Source organism: Pseudomonas sp. G3-39 (assembly GCF_054790485.1).
Genome location: NZ_CP186497.1, coordinates 1,359,631 through 1,374,489, shown reverse-complemented (window position 1 = coordinate 1,374,489; position 14,859 = coordinate 1,359,631). Strand labels below are relative to the sequence as shown.

General features: G+C 61.0%; 15 protein-coding genes. 6 read left to right on the top strand and 9 right to left on the bottom strand.

All coding sequences use genetic code 11. The features are described from left to right. Window positions 1–1,167, top strand: a complete 1,167-nt coding sequence (locus ACOYXG_RS06200; RefSeq protein WP_095138510.1) for an MFS transporter — start codon at window positions 1–3, stop codon at window positions 1,165–1,167. Here the strand turns inward: ACOYXG_RS06200 and yiaY are convergent. Continuing rightward, window positions 1,164–2,312, bottom strand: a complete 1,149-nt coding sequence (gene yiaY, locus ACOYXG_RS06195; protein ID WP_443533155.1) for an L-threonine dehydrogenase — start codon at window positions 2,310–2,312, stop codon at window positions 1,164–1,166. The genes ACOYXG_RS06200 and yiaY overlap by 4 nt on opposite strands. Window positions 2,313–2,465: 153 nt before the next feature. Here yiaY and ACOYXG_RS06190 point away from each other — a divergent pair, with 153 nt between their 5' ends. Further along, the gene (locus ACOYXG_RS06190; protein WP_460356511.1) at window positions 2,466–3,485 is read left to right on the top strand and encodes a DUF4917 family protein; all 1,020 of its coding nucleotides are present in this window, start codon (window positions 2,466–2,468) and stop codon (window positions 3,483–3,485) included. Between the two features lie 99 nt (window positions 3,486–3,584). Here ACOYXG_RS06190 and ACOYXG_RS06185 read toward each other — a convergent pair whose 3' ends face one another. Continuing rightward, the gene (locus ACOYXG_RS06185) at window positions 3,585–4,127 is read right to left on the bottom strand and encodes a helix-turn-helix domain-containing protein (RefSeq protein ID WP_460356509.1); all 543 of its coding nucleotides are present in this window, start codon (window positions 4,125–4,127) and stop codon (window positions 3,585–3,587) included. 106 nt (window positions 4,128–4,233) lie between these two features. On the opposite strand from ACOYXG_RS06185, the gene ACOYXG_RS06180 reads away from it, so the two are divergent. Together ACOYXG_RS06180 and ACOYXG_RS06175 are read left to right on the top strand one after the other, a co-directional pair. Beyond that, complete coding sequence (locus tag ACOYXG_RS06180; protein WP_103368249.1) at window positions 4,234–5,016, top strand: aldolase; 783 nt, start codon at window positions 4,234–4,236, stop codon at window positions 5,014–5,016. 22 nt (window positions 5,017–5,038) lie between these two features. Next, entirely contained in the window at window positions 5,039–5,923 is an 885-nt protein-coding gene (locus ACOYXG_RS06175) for a dihydrodipicolinate synthase family protein (RefSeq protein ID WP_178085246.1), read from the top strand. Window positions 5,924–6,046: 123 nt separating this feature from the next. On the opposite strand, the gene ACOYXG_RS06170 is transcribed toward ACOYXG_RS06175, so the two are convergent. From ACOYXG_RS06170 to ACOYXG_RS06160, 3 genes are all read right to left on the bottom strand, one after another. Continuing rightward, window positions 6,047–6,391 (bottom strand): YegP family protein, encoded by a 345-nt coding sequence (locus ACOYXG_RS06170; RefSeq protein ID WP_096797064.1) that lies wholly within the window; start codon window positions 6,389–6,391, stop codon window positions 6,047–6,049. Window positions 6,392–6,586: 195 nt separating this feature from the next. After that, window positions 6,587–6,892 (bottom strand): ribbon-helix-helix domain-containing protein, encoded by a 306-nt coding sequence (locus ACOYXG_RS06165; protein ID WP_150370430.1) that lies wholly within the window; start codon window positions 6,890–6,892, stop codon window positions 6,587–6,589. Between the two features lie 13 nt (window positions 6,893–6,905). Beyond that, entirely contained in the window at window positions 6,906–7,487 is a 582-nt protein-coding gene (locus ACOYXG_RS06160) for a DJ-1/PfpI family protein (RefSeq protein WP_027614423.1), read from the bottom strand. A 280-nt stretch (window positions 7,488–7,767) separates the two neighbouring features. Between ACOYXG_RS06160 and ACOYXG_RS06155 the strand changes: the two genes are divergently transcribed. Further along, the gene (locus tag ACOYXG_RS06155; RefSeq protein ID WP_330206394.1) at window positions 7,768–8,673 is read left to right on the top strand and encodes a DMT family transporter; all 906 of its coding nucleotides are present in this window, start codon (window positions 7,768–7,770) and stop codon (window positions 8,671–8,673) included. Window positions 8,674–8,732: 59 nt separating this feature from the next. Here ACOYXG_RS06155 and ACOYXG_RS06150 read toward each other — a convergent pair whose 3' ends face one another. The 4 genes from ACOYXG_RS06150 to ACOYXG_RS06135 all read right to left on the bottom strand — a co-directional run bounded on the left by ACOYXG_RS06150 (window position 8,733) and on the right by ACOYXG_RS06135 (window position 12,265). Continuing rightward, entirely contained in the window at window positions 8,733–9,959 is a 1,227-nt protein-coding gene (locus ACOYXG_RS06150; RefSeq protein WP_460356505.1) for a class I SAM-dependent methyltransferase, read from the bottom strand. Window positions 9,960–10,239: 280 nt separating this feature from the next. After that, window positions 10,240–10,857, bottom strand: a complete 618-nt coding sequence (locus ACOYXG_RS06145; RefSeq protein WP_095138499.1) for a TPM domain-containing protein — start codon at window positions 10,855–10,857, stop codon at window positions 10,240–10,242. 33 nt (window positions 10,858–10,890) lie between these two features. Continuing rightward, window positions 10,891–11,643, bottom strand: a complete 753-nt coding sequence (locus tag ACOYXG_RS06140; protein WP_096797059.1) for a TPM domain-containing protein — start codon at window positions 11,641–11,643, stop codon at window positions 10,891–10,893. A 13-nt stretch (window positions 11,644–11,656) separates the two neighbouring features. Next, the gene (locus tag ACOYXG_RS06135; RefSeq protein WP_097086619.1) at window positions 11,657–12,265 is read right to left on the bottom strand and encodes a LemA family protein; all 609 of its coding nucleotides are present in this window, start codon (window positions 12,263–12,265) and stop codon (window positions 11,657–11,659) included. A 258-nt stretch (window positions 12,266–12,523) separates the two neighbouring features. Between ACOYXG_RS06135 and bglX the strand changes: the two genes are divergently transcribed. Continuing rightward, the gene (gene bglX, locus ACOYXG_RS06130) at window positions 12,524–14,815 is read left to right on the top strand and encodes a beta-glucosidase BglX (protein ID WP_460356500.1); all 2,292 of its coding nucleotides are present in this window, start codon (window positions 12,524–12,526) and stop codon (window positions 14,813–14,815) included. The last annotated feature ends 44 nt before the right edge of the window (window positions 14,816–14,859 follow it).

The window sequence follows — 14,859 nt, the reverse complement described above, 5'->3', positions numbered from 1 at the left end:
ATGAACGCCAGCGCCACCCTTCTTATCACCTGCTGCACTGTGTTCCTCGCACAGTTGGGCATGAGTATTTACCTTCCAGCGCTGCCGGAGATTGCCGGCCATCTGCATGCGGGGCCTGCGCAAGTGGCGTGGGGTTTATCGATTTATCTGGTCGGCATGGCGCTGCCAATGCTGCTTTGGGGATCACTGGCCCAGCGTATCGGGCGCAAACCTGTGTTACTCGCAGCATTGGGGCTGTATGGCGTGGCGAACCTGGCGTTGCCGCTGGGTTCGACGCTGGAGTCGTTCCTGTTACTGCGCCTGATTCAGGGCGTCGGCGCCAGCGGGATTTCGGTGATGGCACGGGTGCTGATTCGCGACAGTTTTCGCGGCGACCTGCTGGCCAAGGCGTTGTCATGGATTTCGATTTCGTTCGTGGTGGCTCTAGGCATCGGCCAGTACCTGGGTTCGATCATTCAGGTCACGCTGGGCTGGCAGGCAATCTTCTACTTGCTCGGCATCACGTGCCTGCTGATGGCCATGATCGTATCCCGGGTCAATTTTGCGACATTGGAGGAGGCGCAAACCAATGCTTCGGCATGGATGATTTACCGGCGCATCCTGATCCATCGCGCGTTCCTGTTGCCGGCACTGGCCGGAGGCCTCGGCTACGGGGTGATCATCGCCTTCAACACGGCTGCGCCACTGATCCTGCAAGGACCGTTCAATTGGTCTACGGTGGATTATGGTCTGCTCGGCTGGCCGATCAGTGCCGCATACTTTCTCGGGGCACTGGTGGTCAATCGCTTCGTTCTGCGCACGGGTCAACACCGGTTGATGACGTTGGGCGTGGTGCTGGTGATGGCGGGGTGCGGAGTGATGCTGCTGGGCAGTCTGACAGCCAGTTCCGTCGCGCTGATGCTGTGGCTGCCCTATTGCGTAGCGGTGTTCGGACAATCGCTGAACTACCCGATCAGCCTGTCCCGTGCCAACGATGGCGCACCGATTGCGGGTGCTTACGCAATGGCGTTGAGCGGATTTATTCATCAACTGATGGCGGCAATGATCGGCGCAATTGCCAGTCTTGTCGCTAGCCCTTCGGCGTGGCCGCTGGCACTGTTATGCAGTTTGCTTGCAGTCGGCGCGATGCTCTGTGTGAGATTCACGCCGACGCGCGTCAGCCCTTAAAACGCGTTACGGAAAATCTCCTCGATCTGCCGCTGATCCGCCGCCCGTGGGTTGGTCAGGCCGCACGCGTCTTTCAACGCGTTGGTGGCGAGCACTGGAATATCGCTGAGCTTGGCGCCGAGTTCACGCAGGCCGCCGGGAATATCGACATCCCTGGCCAGGCAACGGATCGCGTTGATCGCCGCCTGAGCGCCCTCCTCCGGGCTGAAACCACGGATGTCCGCACCCATCGCATGGGCGACGTCAGTCAGGCGTTCGGCGCAGACCAGCGCGTTGAAGGTCTGCACATGCGGCAGCAGCACGGCGTTGCACACGCCATGGGGCAAGTCGTAGAAACCGCCCAACTGGTGGGCCATCGCGTGCACGTAGCCGAGCGAGGCGTTGTTGAACGCCATGCCGGCGAGGAATTGCGCGTAGGCCATGTTCTCCCGCGCGGCGAGATCGCTGCCGTCCCGCACGGCCAGGCGCAGGTTGTTGCTGATCAGGGTCATGGCCTTCAGTGCGCAGGCATCGGTGATCGGGTTGGCCGCAGTTGAGACGTAGGCCTCGATGGCATGGGTCAGCGCGTCCATGCCGGTGGCGGCGGTCAGGCTTTTCGGCATGGCAACCATCAGCGCCGGGTCGTTGACCGACAGCAGCGGCGTGACGTTACGATCAACGATGGCCATTTTCACGTGGCGCGATTCGTCGGTGATGATGCAGAAACGGGTCATCTCGCTGGCAGTGCCGGCGGTGGTGTTGATGGCGATCAGCGGCAGCTGCGGCTTGCTCGATTGATCGACGCCTTCGTAGTCACGGATCTGCCCGCCGTTGGTCGCACACAGGGCAATGCCCTTGGCGCAGTCATGGGGCGAACCGCCGCCCAGCGACACCACGAAATCGCAACGACTTTCCTTGAGCAGCCCCAGCCCGGACTCGACATTGGCAATGCTCGGGTTGGGTTTGGCGCCATCGAAGATCACCGAATCGATGTCCTGCATCGCCAGTTTTTCGGCAAGCATGGTCGCCACGCCAGCCTTGGCCAGCCCCGCGTCGGTGACGATCAGCGCCTTGCGAAACCCATAGTTGCGGATCGCAACCATGGCCTCGTCGAGGCATCCATTGCCCATGATGTTTACCGCCGGAATGAAAAAGGTGCTGCTCATGCGCGTCTCCTGACTGGGGCCGAATCGACTGCTCCGATCCGGCGGATGTGCACAGGATCGACTGATCGGTCACCACCGATGTTGATCTGGCTCAATGCCCGCTCGTGATAAAGTCGCCGTCCATCCGCCCTTTGTTTTGAGACTGCCCACGCAATGACCGATTTTCTGGACGTCGACGCCACCCTCGAAGACTGGAGCGCCCTGCGCGCCACCGCCGACTTCAACGGTCTGCTGGTGGGCAATGGCGCCAGCCGCGCGGTGTGGGACGATTTTGGCTATGACTCGCTGTTCGAAAACGCGCGCACCGTGGAGGAGAAACCGCTGAGCCCATCGGAGCTGAGCGTGTTCGACGCGATGCAGACGCGCAGCTTCGAGCAGGTACTCGGCGCGCTGAAAACCACCAGCCGGGTCAACAAGGCGTTGGCCGTCAGCTCGGCGGCACCGCGCAATCGCTACTATGCGATCAAGGAAGCGCTGATCAACAGCGTGCACGCCGTGCACATTCCATGGCGCCTGGTGCAGGCCTCGACCCTGGCCACGCTCAATGAAGAACTGGCGCGGTATCGCACGGTGTTCACCACCAATTACGACCTGCTCAGCTACTGGGCGATCCAGCACCGCAGCGAGGCGATCGACGACCTGTTCAACGGTCCCGACGCCAGTTTCGATCTGAGCGCAAGCAGCAGCGCCAAACCGCGTCTGTTGTATCTGCACGGCGGGCTGCACCTGGTGCGCAATCAGGACGGCGCCGCGCGCAAACTGACCTCGACCGAGGGCACCCTGCTCGGCAGTTTCGCGATCAACAACACAATCAAGACGCTCGACGACGTGCCGCTGTTCGTCAACGAAGGGCCGAGCGCAGACAAGCTCAAGACCATCCGCAGTTCGGATTATCTGTCGTTCTGTTATGAGCAGTTATTGGGACACGCGCAGAACCTGTGCATCTTCGGTCATGCCTTGGGCGAGCAGGATGCTCACATCGTCAGGGCGCTGCGTCTGGCGAAACCGGCGAGCGTGGCGATCTCGATTTATCCGCGCAGTGCGGCGTTCATTCAGCATCAGAAGCGGCATTACGCGAAGGTGTTCGAAGGGACCGGGGTTGAGTTGCGGTTTTTTGATGCGAAGACGCATGCGTTGGGTAATCCGAAGTTGTCGGTGCCGGTCGAGGTTTGATGTAAACCGGACTGACGCTTTCGCGAGCAAGCCCGCTCCCACAGGGGAATGCATTCCAAATGTGGGAGCGGGCTTGCTCGCGAAGCTTTTGGGGCCAACTCATTCTTCGCTGCTGTGCACCACCACCAGCAACTGCGCCTGCACCTCGCCCACCGACCTGATCCGGTGCGGCTTCTGCGCGTTGAAGTGCAGCGCATCGCCACGTTCGAGCAGCACCCGCTCGTTCATGAAATCCACTTCCACCTGCCCTTCGTGGACGAACAGAAACTCCTCGCCCAAGTGCTCCTTGAAGATCTTGTCGGTGAATTCGCGCGGCGGGTAGATGATGAACGGCAGCAGGTTGCGTTCGCTGACCTGATGCGCCAGCACCGCATACCCCGGGCTCTGATCGTTGGCCGCCAGTGACTGGCGTTCGTGGCTGCGTACCAGGCTGTAGCTGTCGAGGCTGACGTTGTCTTCGGAGAACAATTCCTCGACCTTCACGTTCAGTGCCTTCGCCAGTTTCAGCGCGGCCGCAATCGACGGGGTGTTCAGCCCGCGCTCGACCTTCGACAGATAACTCTTGGTCATGCCGGATTTTTCCGCCAGCGCCTCAAGTGTCACGCCAAGTTTTTTTCTCAACAATTTCAAACGGATAGACATGCGCAGCAGTTATTCCATCAAGGAAACGACGATTGATGCTTGCTTATGACACTTTGTGTCATATAGGCTCTTTAGTGTCATTTGCAATCACCCAAAGGACACAGACATGGCCAAGACATTAGCACTACCCAAAGAGCAACTGGTCAAGCAAGCGCTGACCCAGATGCAAAACACCCTGGCGGATAATACGTGGACTGACCGGCAAAAGCTGGCGCTGACCTGCCGGATCCTGTTCGAGAGCGGTCATGACTCCGGTCTGGCCGGACAGATCACCGCTCGCGGCCCACAACCGGGGACCTATTACACTCAGCAACTGGGCCTGGGTTTCGATGAAATCACCGCGAGCAATCTGCTGCTGGTCAACGAAGACCTGGAAGTGCTCGAAGGGCACGGCATGGCCAACCCGGCCAACCGTTTCCACAGCTGGGTCTACCGCGCCCGGCCGGACGTGAACTGCATCATCCACACCCATCCGACGCACATTGCCGCGCTGTCGATGCTGGAAGTGCCGCTGCAGATTTCCCACATGGACCTGTGCCCGCTGTACGACGACTGCGCGTTTCTCGAAGGCTGGCCGGGCGTGCCGGTGGGTAACGAAGAGGGCGAACTGATTGCCGGTGCACTGGGCGACAAGCGCGCGATTCTACTGTCGCACCACGGCCAGCTGTCGACCGGCAGCACGATCGAAGAAGCCTGTGTCATCGCCCAACTGATCGAGCGCGCCGCCAAACTGCAGTTGCTGGCAATGGCCGCCGGTACGATCAAACCGATCATTCCGGCGCTGGGGCGCGAGGCCCATGACTGGGTGTCGAAACCCAAACGCCACGCCGCCGCCTTCAACTACTACGCCCGGCAGAACCTGCGCCAACACGCCGATTGCCTGAACTGATTTCAGCTTTTTCCGGAGACTCATCATGTCCAATATTCACGGCATCATCGGCTACACCATCACCCCGTTCAGCACCCACGGCGAAGGCCTCGATCTGCCGGCGCTCGGCCAATCGATCGATCGTCTGATCGACAGCGGCGTCCATGCCATCGCCCCGCTCGGCAGCACCGGCGAAGGCGCTTACCTCAGCGACGCCGAATGGGATCAGGTCGCCGAGTTCAGCATCAAGCACGTGGGCAAACGGGTGCCGACCATCGTCAGCGTGTCCGACCTGACCACCGCCAAAGCCGTACGCCGCGCACGCTTCGCCGAAGCCCATGGCGCCGACGTGGTGATGGTGCTGCCGGCGTCGTACTGGAAGCTGACTGAAGCGGAAATCCTCGCGCACTACCGCGCCATCGGCGACAGCGTCGGTGTGCCGATCATGCTCTACAACAACCCAGCCACCAGCGGCACCGACATGTCGGTCGAGCTGATTCTGCGCATCGTCAATGGCGTGGAAAACGTGACCATGGTCAAGGAGAGCACCGGCGACATTCAGCGCATGCACAAACTGCAATTGCTCGGTGAAGGCCAGGTGCCGTTCTACAACGGCTGCAATCCGCTGGCACTGGAAGCGTTTGCCGCCGGGGCGAAGGGTTGGTGCACCGCCGCGCCGAACCTGATCCCGCAGTTGAACCTGGATCTGTATGCGGCCGCTCTGGCCGGTGATCTGCAGCAGGCACGCGAGTTGTTCTACCGCCAGTTGCCGCTGCTGGACTTCATCCTCAAGGGCGGTTTGCCGGCGACGATCAAGGCCGGATTGCGCGAGACGGGGCTGGAGGTTGGTGATCCGCGCTTGCCGGTGTTTCCGTTGAGCGAAGCTGGGCAAGCTCAGCTAAAAGCAATCCTCAACACCCTGCGCTGACACACAAACTTAATGTGGGAGCGGGCTTGCTCGCGAAAGCGGTGGATCAGTCACTGCAGATGTCGACTGACACGACGCCTTCGCGAGCAAGCCCGCTCCCACATTTTTGCTCTTAAGTGTTCTTCAGAGCACCGGCAAGGTCTTGTCCTTGATCACTTTGCTCGGCCCATTGGCCTTGACGCTCGCGATGCCTTTGGCACACGCGGCATCGTTGGAGTACGACTCGCTGCTGCCGATGATCTGATGGTTGGCAGCCTTGAGGTTGAAGTAAGGATGACCATCCTTGGTGGTCTTTTTCTCGTAGCGCTCATCCAGCGGGCTGTTGGTCTGCACGGAAGCAATGCCGTTGTCGGCAGCCGCGCGGGTGGTGTAGAGCTCGCTGGTAAGAATGGTTTCGGCGTTGGCGGCCTTCAGCACAAACCTGAACTGGCCGTTGCTGCTTTTGCTCACTTCGTACCATCCGGACATGCGCGTTTCTCCTTGGCGGTTGAGAGGTTTTGCGCTTCAAAGTAAAGACCAGCCCGAGACTTCTGTCGCCTGTAGTGGCCTCTTCGCGAGCAAGCCCGCTCCCACAGTAGATCTCCAGTGATCACAAAAATAGGTGAGCACTCGGCAATCAATGTGGGAGCGAGCCTGCTCGCGAAGGCGTCACCCCGGTGTTGGCTATTTCACCCCCGCCCGCACCACCGACAACTCCGGCGCACTCACCCGTCGCTGACTCAGATACCGCGTGCAACTCACCCGCAGGAACGAAGCGAAATTCACCACCTCCCCGCGATAATCCATCACCTCTTCATACAGCTTGGCGATCAACTGGTTGGTGGTCATGCCATCGACTTCGGCGATTTCGCTGAGGATGTCCCAGAACTGGTTTTCCAGGCGCAGGGTCGTCACCACGCCGCAGATGCGCAACGAGCGCGAGCGGGATTCGTAGAGAATCGGGTCGGCCTTGACGTAGAGCTCGCACATCGGCGAATCCTCGTTACAGGGTGATTTTGGTGCCAAGCAAACCGAGGAAACCGGCCAGCCAGTTCGGATGCGCCGGCCATGCTGGCGCAGTCGCCAGATTGCCCTGAACGTGGCCGTCGGTCACCGGGATATCGATGAACGTGCCACCGGCCAGCCGAACTTCCGGGGCGCAGGCCGGATAGGCGCTGCACTCGCGACCTTCGAGAACGCCGGCCGCTGCCAGCAATTGCGCACCGTGGCAGACCGCAGCAATCGGCTTGCCGGCCTTGTCGAAGGCGCGCACCAGCTCCAGGACTTTTTCGTTCAGGCGCAGGTATTCCGGCGCACGACCGCCGGGGATCAGCAGCGCGTCGTAATCGGCCTCGGTGACCTTGGCAAAGTCGAAATTGAGGGCGAACAGGTGACCGGGTTTCTCGCTGTAAGTCTGGTCGCCTTCGAAGTCATGGATCGCGGTGCGCACGGTCTTGCCCGCAACCTTGTCCGGGCACACGGCGTGCACAGTGTGACCGACCATTTGCAGGGCCTGGAACGGCACCATCACTTCGTAGTCTTCGACGTAATCGCCGACCAGCATCAGGATTTTTTTTGCGGCCATGGGAGGACTCCTCTGGGAATGGGCTTGCAGGAGTATTCAAGGTAGACCTTATCCGTTGGGCCGGGTAACAACCGGCTACTACCTCGAAGACCGCGTTATCGTTTTTCGCGAGCAGGCTCACTCCTACAGGGGAATGCATTCCAATTGTAGGAGTGAGCCTGCTCGCGATAGCGTCCGCAAACTGTACGCCTAAGTCTGTGCCTAGCTGTAACAGCCCGAGCCGCCCGGTTTATGGCTTGATTAAGGCAATCCCCTGCCACCTTCTATCTGGTCCCCCATCATGTCCTCGCGCGAAAACACCGGCATGGCCCTCGGCCTGCTCGGGGTTGTGATTTTCAGCCTGACCCTGCCCTTCACCCGGATTGTGGTGCAGGAACTGCATCCGCTGCTCAACGGCCTCGGCCGCGCGCTGTTCGCGGCGATTCCCGCGGCAGCGTTGTTGCTCTGGCGGCGCGAGAAGTGGCCGAGCTGGCAGCAGATCAAAGGCCTGAGCCTGGTGATCGCCGGGGTGATTCTTGGCTTCCCGGTGCTGTCGGCGTGGGCCATGCAGACCTTGCCGGCGTCCCACGGCGCGCTGGTCAACGGTTTGCAGCCGCTGTGCGTGGCGCTGTATGCGGCGTGGCTGTCCCACGAGCGGCCGTCGAAAGCCTTCTGGGCCTGCGCCGCACTGGGCAGTGCGCTGGTGCTCGGCTACGCGTTGTACACCGGAGCCGGGAGCATTCAGGCCGGTGACTTGTTGATGCTCGGCGCGATTGCCGTCGGCGGTCTGGGTTATGCCGAGGGTGGCCGGTTGGCCAGGGAAATGGGCGGCTGGCAGGTGATCTGCTGGGCGCTGGTACTGTCGACGCCGCTGCTGATCGGGCCAGTGTTGTATCTGGCGCTGCAACATCACGGTGCAGTGTCAGCCAAGGCCTGGTGGGCGTTCGGCTACGTGGCACTGTTCTCACAGTTTCTCGGTTTCTTCGCCTGGTACGCCGGGTTGGCGATGGGCGGGATCGCGCGGGTCAGTCAGATCCAGTTGCTGCAGATCTTCTTCACCATCGCGTTTTCGGCGCTGTTCTTTGGTGAACATGTCGAGCCGATTACCTGGGTGTTTGCCTGCGGGGTGATTGCCACTGTGATGCTCGGGCGCAAGACCGCCATCAAACCCCATGTGGGAGCGAGCCTGCTCGCGAAGGGGCCATAACAGCCAGCAGCATCCTTGGCTGGCAGTCTGCCTTCGCGAGCAGGCTCGCTCCCACAAGGTCAGGCGAGAAAGCCGTCGGCGCGCAGCAGCGTTTCCAGACAGTGCTCGCTGATGTTGTAGAAATCCTTGAGCTCCTGAATCTTCACCAGCAACTGAGCCGGGTCCACCGGCTCGGCGCGTTTCACCGCGAGAATCATCTTGTTCTTGTTGGTGTGTTCCAGCGAGATGAATTCGAACACTTTGGTCTCGTAACCGCAGGCTTCGAGGAACAGTGCACGCAGGCTGTCGGTGACCATTTCCGCCTGTTGGCCCAGGTGCAGACCGTATTGCAGCATCGGCTTGAGCAGCGCCGGGCTCTGGATCTGCAGGCGGATCTGTTTGTGGCAGCACGGCGAGCACATGATGATCGACGCGCCCGAGCGGATGCCGGTGTGAATCGCGTAGTCGGTGGCGATGTCGCAGGCATGCAGGGCGATCATCACGTCCAGTTCGCTCGGCGCCACGCTGCGCACGTCACCGCACTTGAACACCAGTCCCGGGTGCTCCAGTTTCGCCGCGGCGGCGTTGCACAGGTTGACCATCTCTTCGCGCAGCTCGACGCCGGTGACTTCGCCTTCGGCCTTGAGCGTGTTGCGCAGGTAATCGTGAATCGCGAACGTCAGGTAGCCCTTGCCCGAACCGAAGTCCGCCACCCGCACCGGTTTATCCAGCGCCAGCGGTGACGAGGTCAGCGCATGGCTGAAGACTTCGATGAACTTGTTGATCTGCTTCCACTTGCGCGACATCGCCGGGATCAGCTCGTGCTGCGCGTTGGTCACGCCCAGGTCCTTGAGGAACGGCCGGCCCAGGTCCAGAAAACGGTTTTTCTCACGGTTGTGCTCGGCGGACGGCGCTTCACGCAATTGCTGAGGTTTGCTCTTGAACAGTGAACTCTTGCCCTTTTTGCTGTATTCGAGCTGGGCTTCGTCGGTCAAGGTCAGCAAATGCGCATTCTTGAACGCGGCCGGCAACAGCTCGGCAATCACCGCCACGCCTTCGCTCAGCGGCAGATTCTTGGTGATGTCACGGGTCTTGTAGCGATAGACAAACGACAGGTTTGGCTGCGCCTTGACCGTCACCGCTTTGATGATGATCCGCTGCAGATCCGCCTCTTCACCCACGTACTTGGCCAGCACCAGTTTGATGAAGCCGGTGTGTTCGAGGCTGGTTTGCAGCAGCTCGATGAACTGGGCGTGATGATCGGGCGCGGGTTTGGCAGACGGCGCGGATGGGGCGGTAACGGACATGAACAAGCGGCCTCGGGCGGGGCGAAACGGGAATGGCGGGTATTTTAGGGGGGATGGGAGTTGGGGACACGTTCTTATTTACCCAACGGCTTTAAAAGCGCCCTCACCCTAACCCTCTCCCGGAGGGAGAGGGGACTGATTGGGGGATACTGAAGAGGTTCACCGACTTGAAAGAGTGCCTTTGAATCCATAATCGACTCGGTTTCTCAGGCCGATGTCGAGCGCAAGACATCTCGGTCGGCTCCCTCTCCCTCCGGGAGAGGGCTGGGGTGAGGGGCTTCTAGGCCAGCACCACCAACCGATTGGGCAATTCATTCCTCACCTGCGTCACCGGCACGTGCACCTTGAGTAATTCACCGCAGGCCTCGATGCACGTCACAAAGCCCTCAAGCGTGCGCCCCTGCCGCACCTGCTCGGTGAACGCGGCGACAATCGCGTCCCAACTCTTGTTGTCCAGCCGCCGGGAAATCCCCTCATCCACCAGAATCTCCACATAGCGCTCGGCCTCGCAGACAAAGATCAACATGCCCGTGCTGCCGACGGTGTGGTGCAGGTTCTGTTCGAGAAACTGCCGCCGCGCCAGATTCGATGCCCGCCAGTGGCGCACGCGGCGCGGGATCAGATGGGTGGTGATCTTCGGCAGGCGAAACAGCAGGCACAGGACGATGAACAGCCCCCATTGCACCAGCAACAGGCTGTGCATGGTCAGCCAGCCAGTCAGGTAATGGACGATGCCCGGCACCAGCAGCGCCAGCAGGCTGGCCCACAGCAGCGGAATGTACGCGTAGTCATCGGCGCGGGCCGCCAGCACGGTGACCAGTTCGGCGTCGGTGTCGCGCTCGACCCGGGCAATCGCCTCGGCGACTTTGCGTTGTTCGTGTTCAGTCAGTAATGCCATGTCGAAAAGTGCCTGATCATTATTGTTGTGTGTTCACCAGCCGCCGGACGAACCGCCGCCGCCGAAACTGCCCCCGCCGCCGCTGAAGCCCCCGCCTCCACCGCCACCGCCAAATCCACCACCGCCGAAACCGCCCCCGCCTCCGGAGCCGCCACGGCCGGCGGGAAGGATACCGAGCATCTGGCAGACAAACACGGTCAGGATGAACAACACCACCAGAAAAACGAACAACAGCGGATGCCGCGAGACAAAATCGCTCTGCGGATCGCCGCTCGACTCGTACACCGTCGATGGTTCGTCCAGAGGATTGCCGCCGAGCACCACCAGCATCGCCGCCACGCCGTCGCTGATGCCCTTGCTGAAATTGCCGGCCTTGAACGCCGGGGTGATCACTTGATGAATGATCACCGAACTCTGCGCATCGGTCAGCCGATCCTCCAGACCGTAACCGACTTCGATGCGCAGTTTGCGCTCGTCCCGGGCGACGATCAGCAGCGCGCCGTTGTTCTTGTCTTTCTGGCCGATGCCCCAGTGCCGGCCCAGTTGCACGCCGTAATCCTCGATGGTGGTGCCCTGCAGATCAGGCACCGTGACGACCACCAGTTGCTCGCCGGTGGCCTGCTCGTGAGCCTGCAATTGCTGGCTCAACTGGGCGCGCACCGACGGCTCGATCATCTGCGCCTCGTCCACCACCCGCCCGCTCAGCGCCGGGAACGTCAACTCGGCCCGGGCGCTGACGGCGAACAGCCAGAGCATCAGCACCAGGCCTATCTTCAACACACGCATGGGCAACCTCGAATCAGAACTTCACTTCCGGGGCCTTTTCCGCACCGGGGGTGGTGGCTTCGAAGGTTTCGCGAATCGGCAGGTCGCTGTACATCACGCTGTGCCAGAGGCGCCCGGGAAACGTGCGGATCTCGGTGTTGTATTTCTGCACCGCCAGAATGAAATCGCGCCGCGCCACGGCAATCCGGTTTTCCGTGCCTTCGAGCTGCGATTGCAGGGCAAGGAAGTTCTGGTTGGCCTTCAGGTCCGGATAACGCTCGGAGACCACCATCAAACGGCTGAGCGCGCCACTCAACTGATCCTGAGCCTGCTGGAACTGCTTGAGTTTTTCCGGATTGTCGAGGGTGCTGGCATCGACCTGGATCGACGTCGCCTTGGCCCGCGCCTCGACCACGGCGGTCAGGGTCGCCTCCTCATGCCTGGCGTAGCCTCTGACGGTCTCCACCAGGTTGGGGATCAGGTCGGCACGGCGCTGGTACTGGTTCTGGACCTGGCCCCAGGCCGCCTTGGCCTGTTCATCGAGGGTCGGGATATTGTTGATGCCGCATGCGGTCAACAAAGTGGCAAGCACCAGCAGCGTGGCGACCTGCAGACGCGAGCGATAGGTTGGACTGACATTCATCAAAGTGATGCTCCCTGGCATATTTCATAAAAAACCGACCGTGAAACCTTCTGCATCAGCGGTTGGGGCATAATCGGCCGCGCCACTGGATTGCAACGGGCCGATGGGCTAAAAAGAGGCCCTGCGCAAACGCAGCCGAGTGTCGGCGGGCGTTTTTGGCTCGGTCATTTTGAGCCTGCACCCGAACAACAATAGTCGCTCCCTAACTTTTGGCTGGCCGGCATTGCATTGCCGCTTGGGCCCTTGAGAAAAATATTCATGAAGAAGCTGTGTTTGCTGGGCCTGTTCGTCAGCCTGGCCAGTCATCAAGTATTGGCCGCCACGACCCCGGTACCCCTGGAAAACAAGGACGCGTTCATCAGCAATCTGATGAAACAAATGACCCTCGATGAAAAGATCGGCCAGTTGCGCCTGATCAGCATCGGCCCGGAAATGCCCCGTGAGTTGATCCGCAAAGAGATCGCCGCCGGCAACATCGGCGGTACGTTCAACTCGATCACCCGCCCGGAAAACCGTCCGATGCAGGACGCGGCGATGCGCAGTCGCCTGAAGATTCCGATGTTTTTTGCGTACGACGTGATCCACGGTCACCGTACGATTTTCCCGATTCCGCTGGCCCTGGCATCGAGCTGGGACATGGACGCCATCGGTCAGTCCGGGCGCGTTGCCGCCAAGGAAGCCGCGGCCGACAGCCTCGACATCACCTTCGCGCCGATGGTCGACATCTCCCGCGATCCGCGCTGGGGCCGCAGCTCCGAAGGGTTCGGTGAAGACACCTACCTGACCTCGCGCATTGCCAAAGTGATGGTCAAGGCCTATCAGGGCGACACGCCGAGCGCGGCTGACAGCATCATGGCCAGCGTCAAGCACTTCGCCCTGTATGGCGCGGTCGAGGGCGGGCGCGACTACAACGTCGTCGACATGAGCCCGGTGAAGATGTACCAGGACTACCTGCCACCGTACCGCGCGGCGATCAACGCCGGTGCCGGCGGGGTAATGGTGGCGTTGAACTCGATCAACGGCATTCCGGCCACCGCCAACACCTGGCTGATGAACGACCTGCTGCGCAAGGACTGGGGCTTCAAGGGCCTGGCCGTCAGCGACCACGGGGCGATCTTCGAGCTGATCAAGCACGGCGTGGCCGCCGACGGCCGTGAAGCGGCAAAACTGGCGATCAAGGCCGGCATCGACATGAGCATGAACGACACCCTGTACGGCAAAGAGCTGCCGGGGCTGCTCAAGTCCGGCGAGATCGAGCAGAAAGACATCGACAACGCCGTGCGCGAAGTGCTCGCCGCCAAGTACGACATGGGCCTGTTCAAGGACCCGTACCTGCGCATCGGCAAGGCCGAGGATGATCCGGCCGACACCTACGCCGAAAGCCGTCTGCACCGCGCCGAGGCCCGTGACGTGGCACGCCGCAGCATGGTGTTGCTGAAGAACCAGAACGACACCCTGCCGCTGAAGAAAGACGCAAAAGTCATGCTCGTCGGCCCATTGGCCAAGGCCCCCATCGACATGATGGGCAGTTGGGCCGCCGCCGGTAAGCCGGCGCAATCGGTGACCCTGTTCGACGGCATGAGCTCGGTGATCGGCGACAAGGCCAACCTGATCTACGCCCGTGGCGCCAACATCACCAGCGACAAGAAGATCCTCGACTACCTGAACTTCCTCAATTTCGATGCTCCGGAAGTGGTCGATGACCCGCGCCCGGCCAACGTGCTGATCGACGAGGCGGTGAAAGCGGCCAAGGACGCTGACGTGATCGTCGCCGCTGTGGGCGAGTCCCGTGGCATGTCCCACGAATCCTCCAGCCGCACCGACCTGAACATCCCGGAAAATCAGCGCGAGCTGATCCGTGCCCTGAAAGCCACCGGCAAACCGCTGGTACTGGTGCTGATGAACGGCCGTCCGCTGACCATCCTCGAAGAGAATCAGTCGGCTGATGCGATTCTGGAAACCTGGTTCAGCGGCACCGAGGGCGGTAACGCGATCGCCGACGTGCTGTTCGGCGACTACAACCCGTCGGGCAAATTGCCGGTGACCTTCCCGCGTTCCGTGGGCCAGATCCCGACCTACTACAACCACCTGAGCATTGGCCGGCCGTTCACGCCGGGCAAACCGGGTAACTACACCTCGCAGTATTTCGATGACACCACCGGTCCCCTGTTCCCGTTCGGTTACGGCCTGAGCTACACCCAGTTCACGCTGAGCGACATGGCGCTGTCGTCAACCACGCTGAACAAGACCGGCAAGCTCGATGCCAGTGTCACCCTGAAAAATACCGGCAAACGTGACGGCGAAACCGTGGTGCAGCTGTACATCCAGGACGTCGCCGGTTCGATGATTCGCCCGGTGAAAGAACTGAAGAACTTCCAGAAAGTCATGCTCAAGGCCGGCGAACAGAAAGTCGTGCACTTCACCATCACCGAGGATGACCTGAAGTTCTACAACGCCCAGCTCAAGTACGCGGCCGAGCCAGGCAAGTTCAACGTGCAGATCGGCCTGGATTCGCAGGATGTGACGCAGCAGAGTTTTGAGTTGCTGTAATTATTCAGTAACCAATGCCCGTGTGAGAGGGGCCTTTGTGGGAG